The organism is Corallococcus macrosporus DSM 14697 (assembly GCF_002305895.1).
Taxonomy (GTDB): domain Bacteria; phylum Myxococcota; class Myxococcia; order Myxococcales; family Myxococcaceae; genus Myxococcus; species Myxococcus macrosporus.
This window is the reverse complement of record NZ_CP022203.1, coordinates 7859507-7875484: the sequence shown is the minus strand read 5'-3', so window position 1 is coordinate 7875484 and position 15978 is coordinate 7859507. Positions and strand designations below refer to the sequence as shown.

Here is a 15978-nt window from a genome sequence, read left to right as displayed (position 1 = left end):
CGAAGGAGGTGGCCCGTCTCAGAAATTGCGTTGCACGGTCCTCGCGGTGCCACCCGTGGGGCCGGCGCCGTTCGCGATGCGATACCAGCTCTGGCCATCCGTTGAATAGCGGAACCCGAATGCATAGGCATTCCACGGCGTATACGCGAGCGGCTCCGCGTCGAGGCTCCAGCGGTACCGGAAGTTGTTCCCTACCCGCCACTGGTAGGTCAGCCAGCGGTACTGCGTGGCGGCGCCGTCCACGCTGAACTCCACCTGCGCCTGGATGAGCTCCGGACGCGCGGTGGCGGCATCCGTCACGCCGGGCACGTACACCTCCGCCTCCACGAACTTGCAGGCGCGCTCCATGACGTAGCTGTCGATGATGATGGGGTCCGGCAGGCCGGCGCGGTGCTCGCAGTCACGCGCGAAGCTGCCGCCCCAGTCACCGGCCCACGCCACCGCGGACGGCGACTGCGCCTCCACGGGGAAGACGTAGTTCTGACCGAAGTTGCTGTCGTAGCGCGCGGTGCACGTGCGGCCCGAGGTGAAGAACCACGTCTCCACGCTCGTGGCGTCCGTGGGCACCGTCACCTCGAAGGGCTTGTTCACGAACGAGGTGCTGCCGGTGGCCTGCTTCACGCTGCCGCTGAAGAGCTGACCGCCCGGGAGGAAGCGGACGTAGGCCAGCGTGTCCCACGCCTGCTGACCGGCGTAGGTGCTGTGGTGACAGTCCGTCATCCGGTACAGCTCATAGTCCACGACGAGCTGGCCGCCGCGGACGATGGCGCCGTGCTGCGAGTGCGACCAGCCCGTCAGGAAGCGCACCGTGGCGGTGGGCGTGGTGAGCGGCGCCTGCTGCGTCTCCAGAGCGGAGTCGGCCGGCGTCTCCCCCTGCTGCGGCGCCCCACCGCAGGCCGCCAGCAGCGGCAGCGCGAGGGCCAGGGACTTCCAGACAGACGTCTTCATGGCGGGGTTCTCCAGAAAAAGTTGAGGCCGCCACTTACCAGGACTTCCTGACACGCGCGCCGCTGGCCGCTCGCCCTGTCAGCGAGCGAGCGGTTTCATGGCGGGCCGCTGGTGGGCTCCGACGCCGTCAGGGGGAGGGCGGCGGAGGTGGTGGCCACGGCGAGGTTCCCGGCGGTGTCCTTGCCGAGCGCATAGAGCTTGATGGCCCCGCGCACCGCGGGCATCCGCACCCGCCAGGTGTTCGCGGTGGGGCCGGGCTGGGCGTCCCTGGGCGCGTCCCATTCGCCCTGCGCGCCGAACTCGGTGATGAACCAGGGCTTCTTCACGCCGGCCTTCGCCAGCTCAGCGGGCAGCACGTGGATGCCGCCGCCGTAGACGTTGAGGCCCTACCCCAGGCCAGGACGGCGGGGTGGTCCTTGAGGTTGCGCACCTGCGTCAGCGTGGCCTCGCGCTGCTGCTTCATGCCAGCGGTGTCGCGCGTGTAGTCGAAGGTGTCGTCGCCCTCCATGCCGGGCTGGCCGTGCCGCATCCAGAGGCCCACGAGCACCTTCAGGCCATGCTTGTGCGCGGCGTCGAGCAGGCGCCGCGTCCCCGAGCCTGTTGGAGCTGCCACTGGCCATCCTTCTGGAGGATGGCGGTCCGCGCCGCCGCCGTCGAAGGCAGCAGCAGGAGCGCGCCGAGGAGGACGGTGGACGGCAGGGCCAGGGAGAGGCGGCGGCAGGGCATGGAGCGCTCCAGGCGGAAGACTTTCCGGCAAAACGTGATTTTCGCAGAGAGTGTGAGGCGCAATCCAGTGTGGGCGGCCAGGCGGGGTGGGCGGCTCCACTTGTCCTGGCTTCGGAGGGTGTGACATGGGGCCTGCGAGAACCCGAGGCTCCTTCCGTGCCTCCGCTTCCCGAGGCTTCGAATGGACTTCTCATCGCTCGCGTTGGCTCCCCCCCTGCTCCAGGTCCTGGAGGAGCTCGACTTCAAGACGGCCACGCCCATCCAGGCGCAGAGCATCCCGGTGCTGCTCCAGGGCCGGGACCTGGTCGGTCAGGCGCAGACGGGCAGCGGCAAGACGGCGGCCTTCGCGTTGCCGCTCCTCCAGAAGGTCAACCTGCAGCACCGCAAGGTGCAGGCGCTGGTGCTGTGCCCGACGCGCGAGCTGTGCGCGCAGGTGGCGGGGGAGATTCGCAGGCTGGGGCGGCGGCTGCCGGGGCTCCAGGTGCTGGTGCTCGCGGGCGGCCAGCCCATCCGGCCGCAGTTGGACGCGCTGGAGAAGGGGGCGCACCTGGCGGTGGGGACGCCGGGCCGGGTGCTGGACGTGCTGGACCGCGAGGCGCTGGAGACGCGGCAGTTGTCCACGGTGGTGCTGGACGAGGCGGACCGGATGCTCGACATGGGCTTCCGCGAGGACATGGAGCGCATCCTCGGGGTCATGCCGCCACGGCGGCAGACGGTGCTCTTCTCCGCGACCTTCCCTCCGGACATCGAGGCGCTGAGCCGTGATTTCCAGCGGCAGCCCGTGCGCGTCACGGTGGAGGCCGCCACCGCGGGGCCGGACATCCAGCAGGTGCGCTACGACTGCGCGCCGGAGGAGAAGCAGGCCCTGCTGCTGCGCATCCTCCGCCACCACCAGCCGGCGTCCGCCATTGTCTTCTGCAACCTCAAGGCGACCGTCGTGGAGCTGAAGAAGGCGCTCTCCGCGTCGGGCGTCAGCGTGGACGGGCTCCAGGGGGACTTGGAGCAGTTCGAGCGCGACCGGGTGATGGCGAAGTTCCGCAACCAGAGCACGCGGGTGCTCATCGCCACGGACGTGGCGGGGCGCGGCATCGACGTGGAGGCGCTGGACGCCGTCATCAACTTCGATTTGCCCATGCAGGCGGAGCCCTACGTACACCGCATCGGCCGAACGGGCCGGGCGGGCCGCGCGGGGCTGGCCGTGTCCATCGTCACGCCTCGGGACGGGCGCAAGGTGGACGACATCGAGCTGGCCACCGGCGTGAAGCTGGCGCGCGGTGACGTGGAGGCGCTGCCCTCGGCGGACCCGCGCAACGCGGTGTCATTGGAGTCCAACTGGGACACGCTCTACATCTCCGCCGGACGCAAGGACAAGATGCGGCCCGGCGACATCCTGGGCGCGCTCACGGGCGAGGCGGGCGGGCTGGACGCGGCCGACGTGGGCAAGATTGAAATCCAGGACCACGTGGCCTACGTCGCCGTCGCCCGCCGCGTGTCGCGCGTGGCCTTCCAGCGGCTGAGCGAGGGCCGCATCAAGGGCCGCCGGTACAAAATCGAGCGCGTGAAGTAGCGCCCGACACACCGTCTACGCGGCGCCGCGCAGGGACATCTCCTGGCGGAAGGCCTGGATGACCTCGTCCTCCGTGGGCAGCTCGCCGCGGCGCTTCTCCATCAGCCTGGAGAGGACGGCGACGTAGGCCTCGCCGAACAGCGTGGTGAGCGCGGTGGCGGTGGTGGCGGAGATGAGCGCGCCAAGCGCCGTGCCCGGCCCAGGGACGAGCTTCAGCAGTCCGGACACGATGGACTGGCCGGTGAAGGTGGCGCCCAGGCCGGTGATGCCCGCGCCCACCAGCGTGGAGAGGAAGGCCTCCGTCAGCGGGAGGCCGAAGACGCTACTCACCCCCGCCAGCATCCCGACCTGCGTGGGGACGAGCAGGGCGGCGTCGGCGAAAGGGATGGGGACGGCTCCGATGAGGCCCGCGGCGGCCGCAGCGCTGGCGACGATGCCGTGCGCGCGCTTGCGCTTCTGGTCGATGCTCACGCGCTGCGCGGCGGCGAAGGCGTTGCGCTGGGCTTCTGGAACCAGCTCCATGGTGAGCTCGACGAGCTCCACCAAGCCCTTGGGCTGGAGCGTGTGGCCCTCGTCGTCCGTCTCCTGGAGCGCGCGAACGCGCATGACGTTGCGGGCCAGGGGCAGCAGCCGCTGCACCTCCGCGCGGAAGCCCTGGTCGCTGCGCGCCTTCGTGACGACGACGACCACCGGCATGTGCCGCGCGAGCATCTCCGCCGCCTTCACGTCACCGTCCTCCACGCGGCGCGAGTCCTCGCTGATGCACAGCCAGGCACAGTGCAGGTGGCGCGTGGCGTCCGCCTCCTTGGCGCGCGCGGCCACCAGCTCCTCCAGCAGCTTCAGCGTCTCTTGAAAGGCGCCCAGCTCCAGGCCGCGGGTGTCGAGGATGCTGACGGGGATGCCGTCCTTCGTGTACTCGCGCGTCTCCTTCGTGACGGGGCGGCCCTGGCCGGTGTCCGCGATGCGGCCGTGGAACACGGCGTTGACCAGCGTGCTCTTGCCCACGCCGCTGCGGCCCGTGATGACGATGTTGACCCGGCCGCGCTTGCGGAAGGCCTCCTCGACCTGCTTGCGGATCTCCTCCGCCAGTTGGATGTCCATGCGCTGCCGCCGCCTCCCGCGGAAGTGAGCCCTCCCGGAGCGAGGAGGGGCGCTCCAGCGTAGCGGAAAGCCTCTCTCCGTCAGCGGGGGACGACGCGGCGAGAAGGGCTCCCGGGCCCAGGCCGGCCGGACGTCCAGGCCCTCCTCGTGGCACCACGCTGCCGCGGAGGCCTGCCAGGGCAGGGGGCATGCACTCGGGCGCCAGCCCCGCCTTGCCACGTCGGTGCGCGGTCCTCACTCCTTTACCCACAAAGGAGCAGAACACGCATGCGCGCACTCAGCTATCAGGGGCCCTACAAGGTCCGGGTCCAGGACAAGCCGGACCCACGAATCGAGCACCCGCAGGACGTGGTGCTCAAGGTCACGAAGACGGCCATCTGTGGCTCGGACCTGCACTTGTTGCACGGCCTCATCCCCGACACGCGGGTGGGCTGCACGTTCGGCCACGAGTTCGCCGGCGTCGTGGAGGAGCTGGGGCCGGGCGTCACCAACCTCAAACGGGGGGACCGGGTGGTGGTGCCCTTCAACATCTCCTGTGGGGCGTGCTTCTACTGCAAGAAGGGCCTGACGGCGTGCTGTGAGAACTCCAACCCCTCCAGCGACATCGCGTGCGGCACGTTCGGCTATTCGCACACCACGGGCGGCTACGACGGCGGGCAGGCGGAGTACGTGCGCGTGCCCTTCGCCAACGTGGGGCCCATGAAGATTCCGGAGGACATGGACGAGGAGGACGTCCTCTTCCTCAGCGACATCTTCCCCACCGGCTACATGGGCGCGGAGATGGGCGGCATCCAGCCGGGAGACACGGTGGTGGTGTTCGGCGCGGGCCCGGTGGGCCTCTTCGCCATGAAGAGCGCGTGGCTGATGGGCGCCGGCCGCGTCATCGCGGTGGACCTGCAGGACTACCGGCTCGACTTCGCGCGGAAGTTCGCCCACGTGGAGACGCTGAACTTCAAGGACGTGGACATCGTCACCGCCATCAAGGAGACGACCGAGGGCCGCGGCGCGGACGTGAGCATCGAGGCGGTGGGCTGCGAGGCCGAGGGCTCGATGCTGCAGCGGGTGCTGGGCCTGGGGCTGATGGCCGAGGCCGGCGCCACCACGGCGCTCAACTGGTGCATGCACGCCACGCGCAAGGGCGGCGTCATCTCCGTGGTGGGCGTGTACGGGCCGCCGTGGAACCTGGTGGATATCGGCACGGCGATGAACAAGAACCAGACGCTGCGGCTGGGGCAGTGCAACGTGAAGCGCTACATGCCGCACCTGCTGGACCACATCCGCAAGGGGCGCGTGGACGCCAAGGGCCTCATCACCCACCGCTTCAGCCTGGAGGACGCGCCCAAGGCGTACGACCTCTTCTCCAAGAAACAGGACGGCTGCATCAAGTGCGTCCTCTCCCCGCATGCCCATGCCTGAGCGGAAGGAACCCACCATGAACCCGAACGTGAGAGACATTCCCGGGTACGGCGTGGACGCCGACCCGAAGAACCGCCCCGGCTTCCCGAGGGAGGAGTCACCCCAGCTCCGCGGGGACGCGCGGGGCCCGCCGTCCCCCCAGGAGTCGGACGTGACGGTGTTCAAGCACGGGCAGCCCGCGCGGAGGTTCCCGCCGGTGTTCGGCACGGCCCAGCCGCCCCAGGGCGTCTCCGGCCTGCTGCGGCGTCTGGCCTACAAGTACCCGGACCACTGGACGCGGCACTGGATGATGCTGCTGTTCGCGGACCGCGTGGACGTGGCCGAGCACAAGCTCAGGAGGGGCCTTCCACGGCTCGCGGCGGCCGCGGCGGTCGTCCTCGCCGGCGGCGTCGTGATGCGGCGGCTGCGGGCCTAGCTACCATCCTGCGGCTCCCCGGTCGCGTTGGGGCTGGCCCAAGGCCACCGCCAGAGGCGGCCAAGGCCTTTACGCGACTGGGGAACCGTAGCCATGAGGCCGCCAGGGGCCCGTGCGCACAGGAGGGTTCCGCCCAGCTCCTCCTTCGGCGTCTTGCCGGCCCAGCCCCTCACGTCCAGCACCCGAAGAGGCGTCTCGTCCGCCCACGCCACGTCCGCAGACACAAGGCATTGATAAGGACACGCCCACGGAAAGGCGGTTCCCTAGACAAGGGTCGTGGAGTCCTGGATGACTTCAACCAGCCTCCCGAACTCCCTCTCATCTCGTGCCGCCAGCTCTGCTGATATCCCTCCTCCCTGTGAAGACCGGTCGACGTAGAAGGCCGCGTCACCACGCTCGTAGAGCGGAGTCAGTGGGCTGGTATGGGGCAGCTTCTGGAAGCCGAGCTGAAGAAGCGTCTTGTCGATGGCTCCCACCAAGGCGGGGTCCACGATTCGGACATTCCCTGTCCCGCTGCCCACGAGTGAAGGGAGGAACCTTCGCCGATGTTCGAGGAGCGCCATCCGCTTCCTGCTGAAGGCCAGCAGGAAGAGCATGTCCTTCAGGGAGCCATACAGGGGAACGATATGGTCCTCGTTCTCGAACGGCTCTTCAGGGTCCGCCTGGACAACGGGACAGTCAGCCTGCTCCGCGGCCTGTCCGCAGTCGAGCAGGAACCTTCCGTAGGTGTCCACGAGCTGGGCGCCAATGAAGATGAACCTCGGAGGAGGACGCCGCTTGCTCGTCTCGTAGAACTTCAGGACCCGGCCAATGCCGAAGTCAGTGTCTTCCTCGCGAAGGCTTCCCATGCCTCGCCCCATGCCGAGGAGGAAGTCCTTGTAGTGAGTGGGAAGAGGCCGCTTGACCAGGCTCTCGAGCCGGGAGACCTCCGTTGCAGTCGCCCCCTGGACCTGTCTGGAAAAGGCGGGTTCGAATCCATTGATGTACTCGAGCAGTTCTTTCATGGCGTGGGGCATCAAACGGGCGCGAGAGGGCTCAGCATGACTTCTTGTTGATGTCGCAGAGCATCTCCGTCAACACCACCTTGCAGGTGTCGCACGAGGGAACGCTTTCGCGGTGCCGAAAGTCCTTCTTGACGTACTCTCCGTTCCGGAGATGCTCGACTGTGACCGTCACGCCGGGCTGTCTGAAGCGCTTCAGGATTCGTGGACGGAACCAGAGCTCGGACATGGAAGATGGGATATGTCCCTCCCGAAGTGCCTTCTGGACGAGCTGTGGTCCCGCGCAGACGCCAGGCAGGTTCTTGCCAATCTTCTTCTGGCGGAACGAACTCAGGGGGATTTCGTCGCCTCTGGGGTTGGTTGTCATCGCGCCCTTGGCAAGTGGCTGGCAGAGGGTCCATCTCCCATCTTGGGCTTGCAGTCGATTGACGGCTTCGCCAAATCCATCGAGATAGTAGGAGCCGGACATCGCGGCATAGATTTTGTGATTGAGCCTGCAGATGAGCACGCCAATCATGTATCCCCTGAGGATTTCTGAGCCATCCTCGTCGATGTCTGTTTTGAGAGTCGAATGCTTCTTCTCTCGGGTCACTCTCAGCAGCTCCCGGAGAAGCTTCCTGGCTTGTGTCAGTGAAAGGTGGGTTTCTGGCAGGCGGTGCTCGGCCTTGTCATCCTTGCAGTTGGGGCACCGCATGTTCCCGTCGACAGGGTCGTCACCATAGACCAGGCCGGTGCCCCCTGCGGACATGAAACTCGTGTTGAAGGTGTTCCCATTGTGAAGCGTTGGGTCAAGGAAGCGCACCACGCCCTTGCCCTCCACCTTCACGTCCATGCTGCCGCTGCCCCAGGTCAGCTTCCCTTTGAACTTGGAGGAGATGAGTCCACCGGCGGTGCCTGGTTCGTCGCCGGAGCTGGTGCTCAGCTCGGAGTTCGTCAATGCGACGGGGTTGCCCTCAATCGTCGTCTTCTTGCTCCCCTTCGCGAGCATTGAGTCCTGGGCGGAGTTGACGAAGGGCGTGGGCACCGGCCCTGCCGGTGTCGGGACCTTGCAGACGTCCGGTGCCGCCGAAACATGCGTGTTCCCGGCCCCCTTGTGCAGAATCGAGCGCCCATTGGCGAAGACCTTGGTCATGGCTCCTCCTCAGCTCCTCGGAATCAGCTCCACGATGCACGCGCCGATGCGACCTCCATCGGAGCTTCCGTAGATGAGCGTCCTGCGCTCACCATGCTGCTTCCACCGCGCCCGGTGCAGCGCCACACCCACCATGACGGGGCCCGCGCCCGCTCCTGCATCCCCGAGTCCCTCGCCCGCCAATCCCACGCACAGAGGCTCGGGCATCAGCGCCGTGTTGCGTAGGTATGCCCGGGAAAATTCGGTGCCCCAGAAGGATTCTCCCGGTTGGCAGGCGAGGACGCCATCCACCCTCCGTGCCCCGCTCTCCCTGTTCTGCCGCAACTGCCGCAGCACCCTGGTCAGGCCCTCCGCCGTGCTGGGGGCCTGCTGGGTGAACGGGGAGGGCTCCACGCCCAGCTCCGTGCCGAGCAGCACGCCCAAGGGCTCCAGTCCCAGTGACGTTGTCGCGCCCGGGCGTGCCAGGGCAACGAATCCCGCGGCCTCGCCCGGAATCCTCCCGTCCCGGTTGATGGGACCCAGCGTCAGCCGCGCGGAGACCAGTGCCTCCAGCGATGCCGGGTCGCCCAGTGAGTCCACGGCCCCCACCAATGCGAGCGCCCCCGCCTTCCCGGAGCGGAGGTCCGCCTGGGCCGTGCTGAGGGCCTCGAAGAATGCAGCCCGTCCCGTCGCGTACGTCTTCACGACCCGTAGGCTTCCTCCCGTGTCCGCCAGCAAGTCCGCCAGCAGCGATTCCTGCTGCACCTCCGCTCCAATGCCGGCTTCGGGCAAGCCGAGATACAGCGGCAGGGGACCACCGGGCAGGCCCGTCGACAATGGGAGGAGCTCCGAGAGCGCCTGCCGTCCCAGGGCCGCCATGCGCCGCGTCCTCGAAAGGGATGGTGTGAGCAGGCTCAAGCGGGAGGCGCGTACGGGCTCGCCCAGGGCGTCCTTGACTGATGTCTCGGCGAAGCGCACGAGTCCCGCGCGCAGGGATGCGAGCGTCATTCGCGCCGAGGTCCCCACCGGCGTACACAGGCCGAGGCCTACGACCAGCTCGCCGCTCACGAGACGTCCTCCTCCCAGGGCTCCAGCAGCCGCACGGAGCTGACCTCGTGCGTGGCCAGCTCTCGGTGGGCGGGGAAGGTCGCGCGCCAGGTGAGCACTACCCGGCGCTCCTCCGGCTCCAGCAACACCATGTCGAGTGTCATGCGCCGGCGCTCACGGCGCCGGGCAAAGGTGCAGCGCGCCAGCAGCCGGAACGCGGGAAGCGTGAATGCGATGGGGCCGTCCGGTGAGACGCCATCCAGCACCACCCGTTCCCCGCCTCGAAGGTGAGGCGAGGCCTGCAACGCCTGGGGGGCCGTCTGGAGGAAGCGCTCATCGAAGTCCTCGGGCCAGAGCGGGGCCCGCTGCTTCACCCATGCCGCGTTGTACGTTCCCGCCCACCCGAGGCGAGGCTGCCAGTGTCGCGCCACCGGACCAAAGCCACACGGTGGCGGCCGGTCCGTCCACTTGCGGATGGGATGCCGGGGTTCCTCGATGGCGGGAAGAGGCTTGTCGATGGCGTCTTTCGCGCTCTCGTAGAGGCCCTCGCCCACGGGGTTTCGTGCCTCGCGCCAGGTCGCGGAGGTGCCGCCGAAGCTGTGCTCGTACTGGAGCGGTACGGACTCGAAGGGCAGCGGGTCCGACGCGCTCAGGCCCACGAGGCTCCGATACCAGACGCGTGCGCCCGAAACGAGGGCCTGCTTCTCCAGGGCGCCCACCCGCACCGTCACCTGCGTCCGTGTCACCTTGCGGCCCCGGGGCGCCCACGCACGGCCGTGTAGCAGCACGTCGGTGGCTATCCGGGTGTATGCGGCTTGGGACTCGTAGCGGAGGCTCGACTTTTCTGGCTCACCCCAATAGGCGTCGGCCTTCGGTGGAGGGACCTGCTCGTCGCACGGGGACAACGGCGTGGTGGCAAGGCGCCCGGGTGGGGGGAGGGTGAAGCTGCCCGCGACGACGAGGACGAGGCACTCCTCGCCCTGCTTCGTCAGTGAAAGGAAGTCCGTGGCCGCGAACGGGGTGAAGTTCTTGAGGGCGGGCATTGTGTATCGCTCCTGACCTCAGCGCAGCGCATGGATGAGTGGCAGGCCCCGCACGTGCGCGCAGTCCGTTCGGGCCTCCGCAAGGGCCACGCGCTGGCGGCGGGAGAAGGCGCGCGTCGGGATGACGTGCTTGCCGCGAGTGCGAATGGCCAACTCTCGCGCGAGAACGTCCCGGCGCCGCATGGGGCTGGTTTCCAGCGCGTCCACCAGGACGGAGCCGCTGAAGGGTTGCCCCAGCAGAAAACGCGTCCCCTTGTCGAAGCGCTTGCGTGCCTCACTCCACCACGCGGTGATGGCGGCCACGTGAGGCCAGGGCAGGTCATCCTCCGGCCTGGGCACAAGGCTTGCGTCCAGGTCATCCGATGGTTCGGGAGGCGTCCCAGACGGCAATGCATATGCTCCCTCCAGCCGCAGACCCGTCATGGCTGAGAAGGCCTCGCCGGCCAGTCGCGCCACCGAGGGCTCCGAAAGGTATTCCAGGCAGGCTTCCATGGCTGTCACGCGTCCACTGAAACCCAGTGCCCACAGGACATCCGGACGCAGCTCGGGTGACTTCAGCAGCTCCACCAGCAGGGCCGTGTCCGCATCTGCTCCGCCGAACGCGAGGAGCGTGAGGACTTCGGGCATGCCCGGCTCGCGGCGATGCACCGCCTTGAGACACGCCTCCCAGGCCAGCCGCACGCCTGATGCCAATCCCGCTTCCATCGCGACCGCGAGGATGCCTGGGTGGGCGGAGTCCAGGAGCACCGGCAACAGCCTGCTCACGGCATCCTCGGGAAGGGGCCATGCCGCACGCAGGGCCGCCATTCGCGCTCGGGGCTCATCGTGCATGAAGAAGCGGGCCAGCATTCCTGGTGGCGCTTCCTGACGGAAGACCAGCGCTTCCAGGGCGTGGGCCTGCGCGTCCGGTTCGATGCTCTGCAGCACCTCCCTCAGCCGTGCGCCGAGGCAGGGCGCCTCGCTCAATTCCAAGGCGCGGCGGAGCCCGGCGCGAGCCTCCGTCGACGAACCCTGGAATCGTGCAAGCGCTTCATCCATCCCGCCCAGGGACAGCAGCGCGTACGTTGCCGCGCTCTGGCGTGAATGCTCCTCGGAGTCGAAGGCTGGGCGCAACACCGGGTCGAGTGCGGCGGCTTCCTCCAGGCCTTCAAGGTGGGCCAGCAGGCGCTCCTCGCGCTCCGCGGCCTCCGGCAGCGTGAAGTCGGGGGCCACCAGGGCTCGCTCCCACTGCTCCCACTGAAAGGAAGCTTCGTCGAGGTGCTCTTCCCAGATGTCGACCAGCACCATGTTGCCCCCCCTTGGGCTGCTGCCGTGATTCTATCACTGTGCTCAGCAACAAGAGGGGCGGCTGAAGCCCACGCGCAGCCGCTCTCGACCTGAACGCCCCTTCCACGACAGCTTCGTTACGGCACGCCGCGTGATGGCGCGGGTGATTGCCACCTGGTGGCCTCGCTGCCCCACCCGCCACCACACGAGCCTGGGGCGCGCGCCTCACGTCGCCTGTCAGGCCTCCCGGTCCACGCCTCGGGCCTCTGACGCAGTGATGCTGGCTACTTGCGCAGCAGCGTGCCCTCGAAGAAGAACGCCAGGCACGCGGCCAGGATGAGCCAGGTCCACAGCGGCACGGACGGCTTGTCCGCGTCACCCGTGGACGCCTTCACCGTCTCCTCTCCGAAGTAGGCGGTGAGGGTGTCCACCGGCACACGGGCCAGGTCGCTCTCGGACGGTTCGAGCACGGCGGCGAAGGACAGGTCGGACTGCACCTTCCCGTCCGCGCCCAGCACCGAGTACACGCCCGGCTCCATCACCGGGCCGGCCACCAGCGTGCCCTCCGGCTGCTCCTTCACGGGGAGGTCGCTGCCATCCGGCGCGCGCACCGCGGACACCTTCTGCGCGCCCTCCGGACGCAGCGTGGCGCTCTCGCCCACGCGCACGCGCACCTCCTCGCGCTCGTCCAGGGAGCCGGTGAGGTACGCGGCGAAGCGCTGCATCAGCGGCAGGAAGGAGGTGCGGATGGCGAAGTCGCTCCAGTCACGGTCCACCGTGCTGGTGAGCAGCGCCACGCGCCCCTTGCCCTTGCGCGCCACCGCCACCGCCGGCGCGCCGTCCTCGTAGGTGGCCAGCACCTGGCTGGCGCCGCTTTCGCCCGGCGAGTCCGCCTCCAGCAGCATGTACTTGTAGAAGCGCGCCCCCACGAGCCCTTCCTCCGCCTGCCCCGTGAAGGGAGAGAAGAGGACGTGCTCCACGGACACCTGCGCCAGCCGCGCGCTCTTGGCGTCCGCGTCCGGGTCGTCGCGCTCCGCGCTGGTGCGCACCAGGCGCAGCGGGCGCGGCAGCACCGGGCCCAGCCGCTGGTTGTACGCGTCCGGGTTCACCCGGTCGCCCATGCTGATGAAGAGGCCGCCGCCGCGCTCCACGAAGGCCGCCAGCTTCTGGGCCTCGTCGGCGCTCGGCGCGGGCACGTTGAGCAGCAGCACCAGGTCGTAGGCGGAGAAGTCCTCGCGCAGGCCCACCTCCGCGTCGCGCGTGGCCACCTCCACCGGCGAGCCCGGCGCGGTGAGGGCCGCGTCCACGAAGAAGGCCTCGTCCCGGTAGCGCGTCGCGTGGGGCGAGCCATTCACCACCAGCGCCTTCAGCGCCCGGGGCACTGGCAGCACGAAGGAGCGCCGGTCGTCGTCCACCAGCGCGTCCGGCGCCAGCGTCACCTGCCCCAGCACCGTGCCGCCCTGCGGGAAGCGCACGGTGAGCGTCTTCTGCGTCGTGCCGCCCGGGGGGAGGTCCACGAAGCCCTTGGCCAGCGTGGACTCACCCACGCGCACCGCGGCCTCCAGGTCCTTCACGGCCTCCGTGCCGAAGTTGCGCACCGTGAAGGTGAACTGGAACGTGCGCGGTCCGGCCTGCAGCGCGGGCTCCACCTTGAGGTCCACGATGGCGCGGTTGTTCAGCACCTCGAGGCCCTCGGCCGCGTCGCGCAGCACCACTTCCGGCTTCACCGGCGCGCCCGTGGGGCCCTTCACCGTGGGCGGCGGGGCCTCCAGGCGGAAGGCCGCGGCCGTCATGTCGGAGACCAGCACCAGCCGCTTGGCCGGCATGGGGTTCTCCTCCAGCGCGCGCGCCGCCATGTCCAGGCATCGCGACAGGTCCGCGGTGCCGGAGGTGGCCTTCGCCTCGTCCACCAGCGAGCGCAGGCGGCCGCGGTCGAAGCCCGGCGGCGGCGGCGCGGCGGGGGACTGCGTGCACACCAGCACCGTGGCGGGCTCTTCCGGCAGCAGGTCCTTCAGCGCGTCGCGGGCCTCGTCGCGGGCGCGCTCGAAGAGCGGCGTGCCGTCCGACCAGCGCATGGACAGCGACGCGTCCAGGATGATGGCCGTGGCCGCGGGGCCTTTCACCACCTGCGCGGCGGCCGCGTCCCGCGTCAGCTCCGGGCGGGCCAGGGCCATGGGGATGGCCAGCAGGATGAGCGTGCGCAGCGCGTACAGCAGCAGGCGCTTGAGCTTGAGGCGGCTGGCGGTGCGCTTCTGGCTGCGCATCACGAAGGCCAGCGGCCCGAAGGGGTGCGGCCGGGGACGGCGCCGGTCGAACAGGTGCACCAGCAGGGGGATGAGCGCGCCCAGCGCGCCCAGCAGCATCCACGGGTTGCCGAAGGTCACCGGCGCCTCCCGCGCCGCGACAGGTACCGCAGCAGCACGTCATCCAGCTTGTCGTCGGTGCGCACCAGCTCGTAGTCCACGTCCGCCTCGGCGCACGTGGCCTTCACGTTCGCCAGGAAGGCGTTGAACTCCTCCAGGTAGCTCTCCTTGATTTCGCGCGGGTTCACCTCGATGCGGCCCTGGCCCTCCATGTCCATGAAGAGCGTGGGGTCGTCGAAGGGGAAGGTCAGCTCCGCCGGGTCCACCAGGTGGAACACGGACACGTCGTTCTTCCGCTGCCGCAGCGCGAGCACGCGGCGCAGCGCGTCCTGGTTCTCATCCAGCAGGTCCGACAGGACGACGACGCTGGAGCGCCGGGGCAGCACCTCCGCCAGGTGGTCCGCCGCGCCGCCCAGGTCCGTGGCGCCATCGGGCGCGGTGCGCTCCAGCGTGTCCAGCAGCACGTTGAGGTGCCCGGCCGACGCGCGCGGCGGCACGTCCTTCCACTTGCCGCCCGTCATCAGCGCCAGGCCCGCCGCGTCCTGCTGGCGCACCAGCAGGTAGCACAGCGCGCCCGCCAGCGTGGTGGCCACGTCCAGCTTGCTCAGCGCGCCGCTGCGGTAGCCCATGGAGGCGGACGCATCCACCACCATCACCGCGCGCAGGTTCGTCTCATGCTCGAAGCGCTTGACGTAGTACTTGTCGAACTTGCCGTAGGCCTTCCAGTCCAGGTGGCGGAGCTCGTCGCCGGGGGCGTACTCCTTGTGCTCCGCGAACTCCACGCTCTGCCCCTGATGGGGGCTCTTGTGGAGGCCGGACAGCACGCCCTCCATCACCGCGCGGGCGCGCAGCTTCACTCCCTGGAGGCGGGCCAGTGTCTGGGCGTCGAGCAGCATGCGCGGGCGTTAGCCCTTCACCACCGTGAGGAGCTGGTCGATGAGCTTCACGGAGGTGATGCCCTCGCTCTCCGCGGTGAAGTTGGGCAGCACGCGGTGGCGCAGCACCGGACGGGCCAGCGCGCGCACGTCCTCGACGGTGGCCACGAAGCGCCCGTGGAGGATGGCGCGCGCCTTGGCGGCCACCACCAGGTACTGGCTGGCGCGGGGACCGGCGCCCCAGGACGCGTTCTTCGCGATGAAGTCCGGCGCGCCCGGCTCCTTGGGGCGCGTGTGGCGCACCAGCTCCACGGCGTAGCGCACCACGTGGTCCGGCACCGGCACGCGGCGCACCAGCTCCTGGAGCGCGAGGATGCGCTCGGGGGACAGAATCTTCTCCAGCTTCGGCTGCGGCCCGCCGGTGGTGCTCTTGACGATCTGCACCTCCTCGTCCGCGGTGGGGTAGCCCACGTCCACCAGGAACATGAAGCGGTCGAGCTGCGCCTCGGGCAGCGGGTAGGTGCCCTCCTGCTCGATGGGGTTCTGCGTGGCGAAGACGAGGAAGGGCAGCTCCAGCGGGTACGTGCGGCCACCGGCGGTGACGCGGTACTCCTGCATGGCCTGCAGCAGCGCGGCCTGCGTCTTGGGCGGGGTGCGGTTCACCTCGTCCGCGAGGATGATGTTCGCGAACAGCGGCCCCTGGAGGAAGCGGAAGGTGCGCCGGCCGGTGGTGCGGTCCTCCTCCAGGATGTCCGTGCCGGTGATGTCCGACGGCATCAGGTCCGGCGTGAACTGGATGCGGTTGAAGGACAGGTTGAGGACGTCCGCCAGCGTGGAGATGAGCAGCGTCTTGGCGAGCCCCGGCACGCCCACGAAGAGGCAGTGGCCGCGGCTGAAGAGGGAGATGAGCAGGTGCTCCACCACCTCGCGCTGGCCGACGACGCGCTTTTCAATCTGGGCGACGATTTCGTTGCGGGCCTGGGCGAGCTCCTCGACGGCACGGAGGTCGTCGCTCGAGGCGTCGGGCACGGGCAGAGAGTCGGGGGCGGCGCTTTCCATGGAACGGTTCTCTTAATTCGTGGGTGGCGCTGGGACCAAA

15 protein-coding genes are annotated in these 15978 nt (G+C 69.2%); 3 read left to right on the top strand and 12 right to left on the bottom strand.

The window, feature by feature from the left end; genetic code table 11:
• Positions 1 to 18: 18 nt before the first annotated feature.
• From MYMAC_RS31845 to MYMAC_RS31835, 3 genes are all read right to left on the bottom strand, one after another.
• Positions 19 to 948, bottom strand: a complete 930-nt coding sequence (locus tag MYMAC_RS31845) for a DUF6209 family protein (protein ID WP_095960787.1) — start codon at positions 946 to 948, stop codon at positions 19 to 21.
• Between the two features lie 95 nt (positions 949 to 1043).
• The gene (locus MYMAC_RS31840; RefSeq protein ID WP_157770478.1) at positions 1044 to 1274 is read right to left on the bottom strand and encodes a hypothetical protein; all 231 of its coding nucleotides are present in this window, start codon (positions 1272 to 1274) and stop codon (positions 1044 to 1046) included.
• The gene (locus tag MYMAC_RS31835) at positions 1271 to 1561 is read right to left on the bottom strand and encodes a hypothetical protein (protein WP_157770477.1); all 291 of its coding nucleotides are present in this window, start codon (positions 1559 to 1561) and stop codon (positions 1271 to 1273) included. Before MYMAC_RS31835 ends, MYMAC_RS31840 begins: the two co-directional genes overlap by 4 nt.
• 294 nt (positions 1562 to 1855) lie before the next feature.
• On the opposite strand from MYMAC_RS31835, the gene dbpA reads away from it, so the two are divergent.
• Positions 1856 to 3241 carry an ATP-dependent RNA helicase DbpA gene (gene dbpA, locus MYMAC_RS31825; RefSeq protein ID WP_013937751.1) on the top strand — a complete coding sequence of 462 codons (1386 nt, stop codon included), beginning with the start codon at positions 1856 to 1858 and terminating at the stop codon, positions 3239 to 3241.
• Positions 3242 to 3256: 15 nt separating this feature from the next.
• On the opposite strand, the gene MYMAC_RS31820 is transcribed toward dbpA, so the two are convergent.
• The gene (locus MYMAC_RS31820) at positions 3257 to 4342 is read right to left on the bottom strand and encodes a YcjF family protein (RefSeq protein ID WP_095960784.1); all 1086 of its coding nucleotides are present in this window, start codon (positions 4340 to 4342) and stop codon (positions 3257 to 3259) included.
• Positions 4343 to 4609: 267 nt separating this feature from the next.
• On the opposite strand from MYMAC_RS31820, the gene MYMAC_RS31815 reads away from it, so the two are divergent.
• Positions 4610 to 5758 carry a zinc-dependent alcohol dehydrogenase gene (locus MYMAC_RS31815; RefSeq protein WP_095960783.1) on the top strand — a complete coding sequence of 383 codons (1149 nt, stop codon included), beginning with the start codon at positions 4610 to 4612 and terminating at the stop codon, positions 5756 to 5758.
• Between the two features lie 16 nt (positions 5759 to 5774).
• Positions 5775 to 6173, top strand: coding sequence for a hypothetical protein (locus MYMAC_RS31810; RefSeq protein ID WP_239989138.1), 399 nt, complete (start codon positions 5775 to 5777; stop codon positions 6171 to 6173).
• Positions 6174 to 6436: 263 nt separating this feature from the next.
• Here MYMAC_RS31810 and MYMAC_RS31805 read toward each other — a convergent pair whose 3' ends face one another.
• From MYMAC_RS31805 to MYMAC_RS31770, 8 genes are all read right to left on the bottom strand, one after another.
• Positions 6437 to 7177 (bottom strand): SMI1/KNR4 family protein, encoded by a 741-nt coding sequence (locus MYMAC_RS31805; protein ID WP_013937755.1) that lies wholly within the window; start codon positions 7175 to 7177, stop codon positions 6437 to 6439.
• Positions 7178 to 7208: 31 nt separating this feature from the next.
• Entirely contained in the window at positions 7209 to 8306 is a 1098-nt protein-coding gene (locus MYMAC_RS31800; RefSeq protein WP_013937756.1) for a DUF4150 domain-containing protein, read from the bottom strand.
• Positions 8307 to 8315: 9 nt separating this feature from the next.
• Positions 8316 to 9164 (bottom strand): 3-oxoacyl-ACP synthase, encoded by an 849-nt coding sequence (locus tag MYMAC_RS31795; protein ID WP_238540008.1) that lies wholly within the window; start codon positions 9162 to 9164, stop codon positions 8316 to 8318.
• A 185-nt stretch (positions 9165 to 9349) separates the two neighbouring features.
• Positions 9350 to 10375 (bottom strand): DUF2169 family type VI secretion system accessory protein, encoded by a 1026-nt coding sequence (locus tag MYMAC_RS31790; protein ID WP_013937758.1) that lies wholly within the window; start codon positions 10373 to 10375, stop codon positions 9350 to 9352.
• Between the two features lie 18 nt (positions 10376 to 10393).
• The gene (locus MYMAC_RS31785; RefSeq protein ID WP_095960780.1) at positions 10394 to 11662 is read right to left on the bottom strand and encodes a TIGR02270 family protein; all 1269 of its coding nucleotides are present in this window, start codon (positions 11660 to 11662) and stop codon (positions 10394 to 10396) included.
• Between the two features lie 263 nt (positions 11663 to 11925).
• Entirely contained in the window at positions 11926 to 14025 is a 2100-nt protein-coding gene (locus MYMAC_RS31780; RefSeq protein ID WP_095960779.1) for a BatA domain-containing protein, read from the bottom strand.
• Complete coding sequence (locus MYMAC_RS31775) at positions 14022 to 14900, bottom strand: DUF58 domain-containing protein (protein WP_013937761.1); 879 nt, start codon at positions 14898 to 14900, stop codon at positions 14022 to 14024. The genes MYMAC_RS31780 and MYMAC_RS31775 overlap by 4 nt, the downstream gene beginning before the upstream one ends.
• Positions 14901 to 14909: 9 nt before the next feature.
• Complete coding sequence (locus tag MYMAC_RS31770) at positions 14910 to 15938, bottom strand: AAA family ATPase (protein WP_013937762.1); 1029 nt, start codon at positions 15936 to 15938, stop codon at positions 14910 to 14912.
• Between the last annotated feature and the right edge of the window lie 40 nt (positions 15939 to 15978).

Excerpts from the sequence above, each read along its gene's own strand:
- MYMAC_RS31845 (WP_095960787.1), bottom strand. The coding sequence starts at position 948 with ATGAAGACGTCTGTCTGGAAGTCCCTGGCCCTCGCGCTGCCGCTGCTG.
- dbpA (WP_013937751.1), top strand. The coding sequence starts at position 1,856 with ATGGACTTCTCATCGCTCGCGTTGGCTCCCCCCCTGCTCCAGGTCCTG.
- MYMAC_RS31820 (WP_095960784.1), bottom strand. The coding sequence starts at position 4,342 with ATGGACATCCAACTGGCGGAGGAGATCCGCAAGCAGGTCGAGGAGGCC.
- MYMAC_RS31815 (WP_095960783.1), top strand. The coding sequence starts at position 4,610 with ATGCGCGCACTCAGCTATCAGGGGCCCTACAAGGTCCGGGTCCAGGAC.
- MYMAC_RS31810 (WP_239989138.1), top strand. The coding sequence starts at position 5,775 with ATGAACCCGAACGTGAGAGACATTCCCGGGTACGGCGTGGACGCCGAC.
- MYMAC_RS31805 (WP_013937755.1), bottom strand. The coding sequence starts at position 7,177 with ATGAAAGAACTGCTCGAGTACATCAATGGATTCGAACCCGCCTTTTCC.
- MYMAC_RS31800 (WP_013937756.1), bottom strand. The coding sequence starts at position 8,306 with ATGACCAAGGTCTTCGCCAATGGGCGCTCGATTCTGCACAAGGGGGCC.
- MYMAC_RS31795 (WP_238540008.1), bottom strand. The coding sequence starts at position 9,164 with ATGGCGGCCCTGGGACGGCAGGCGCTCTCGGAGCTCCTCCCATTGTCG.
- MYMAC_RS31790 (WP_013937758.1), bottom strand. The coding sequence starts at position 10,375 with ATGCCCGCCCTCAAGAACTTCACCCCGTTCGCGGCCACGGACTTCCTT.
- MYMAC_RS31785 (WP_095960780.1), bottom strand. The coding sequence starts at position 11,662 with ATGGTGCTGGTCGACATCTGGGAAGAGCACCTCGACGAAGCTTCCTTT.
- MYMAC_RS31775 (WP_013937761.1), bottom strand. The coding sequence starts at position 14,900 with ATGCTGCTCGACGCCCAGACACTGGCCCGCCTCCAGGGAGTGAAGCTG.
- MYMAC_RS31770 (WP_013937762.1), bottom strand. The coding sequence starts at position 15,938 with ATGGAAAGCGCCGCCCCCGACTCTCTGCCCGTGCCCGACGCCTCGAGC.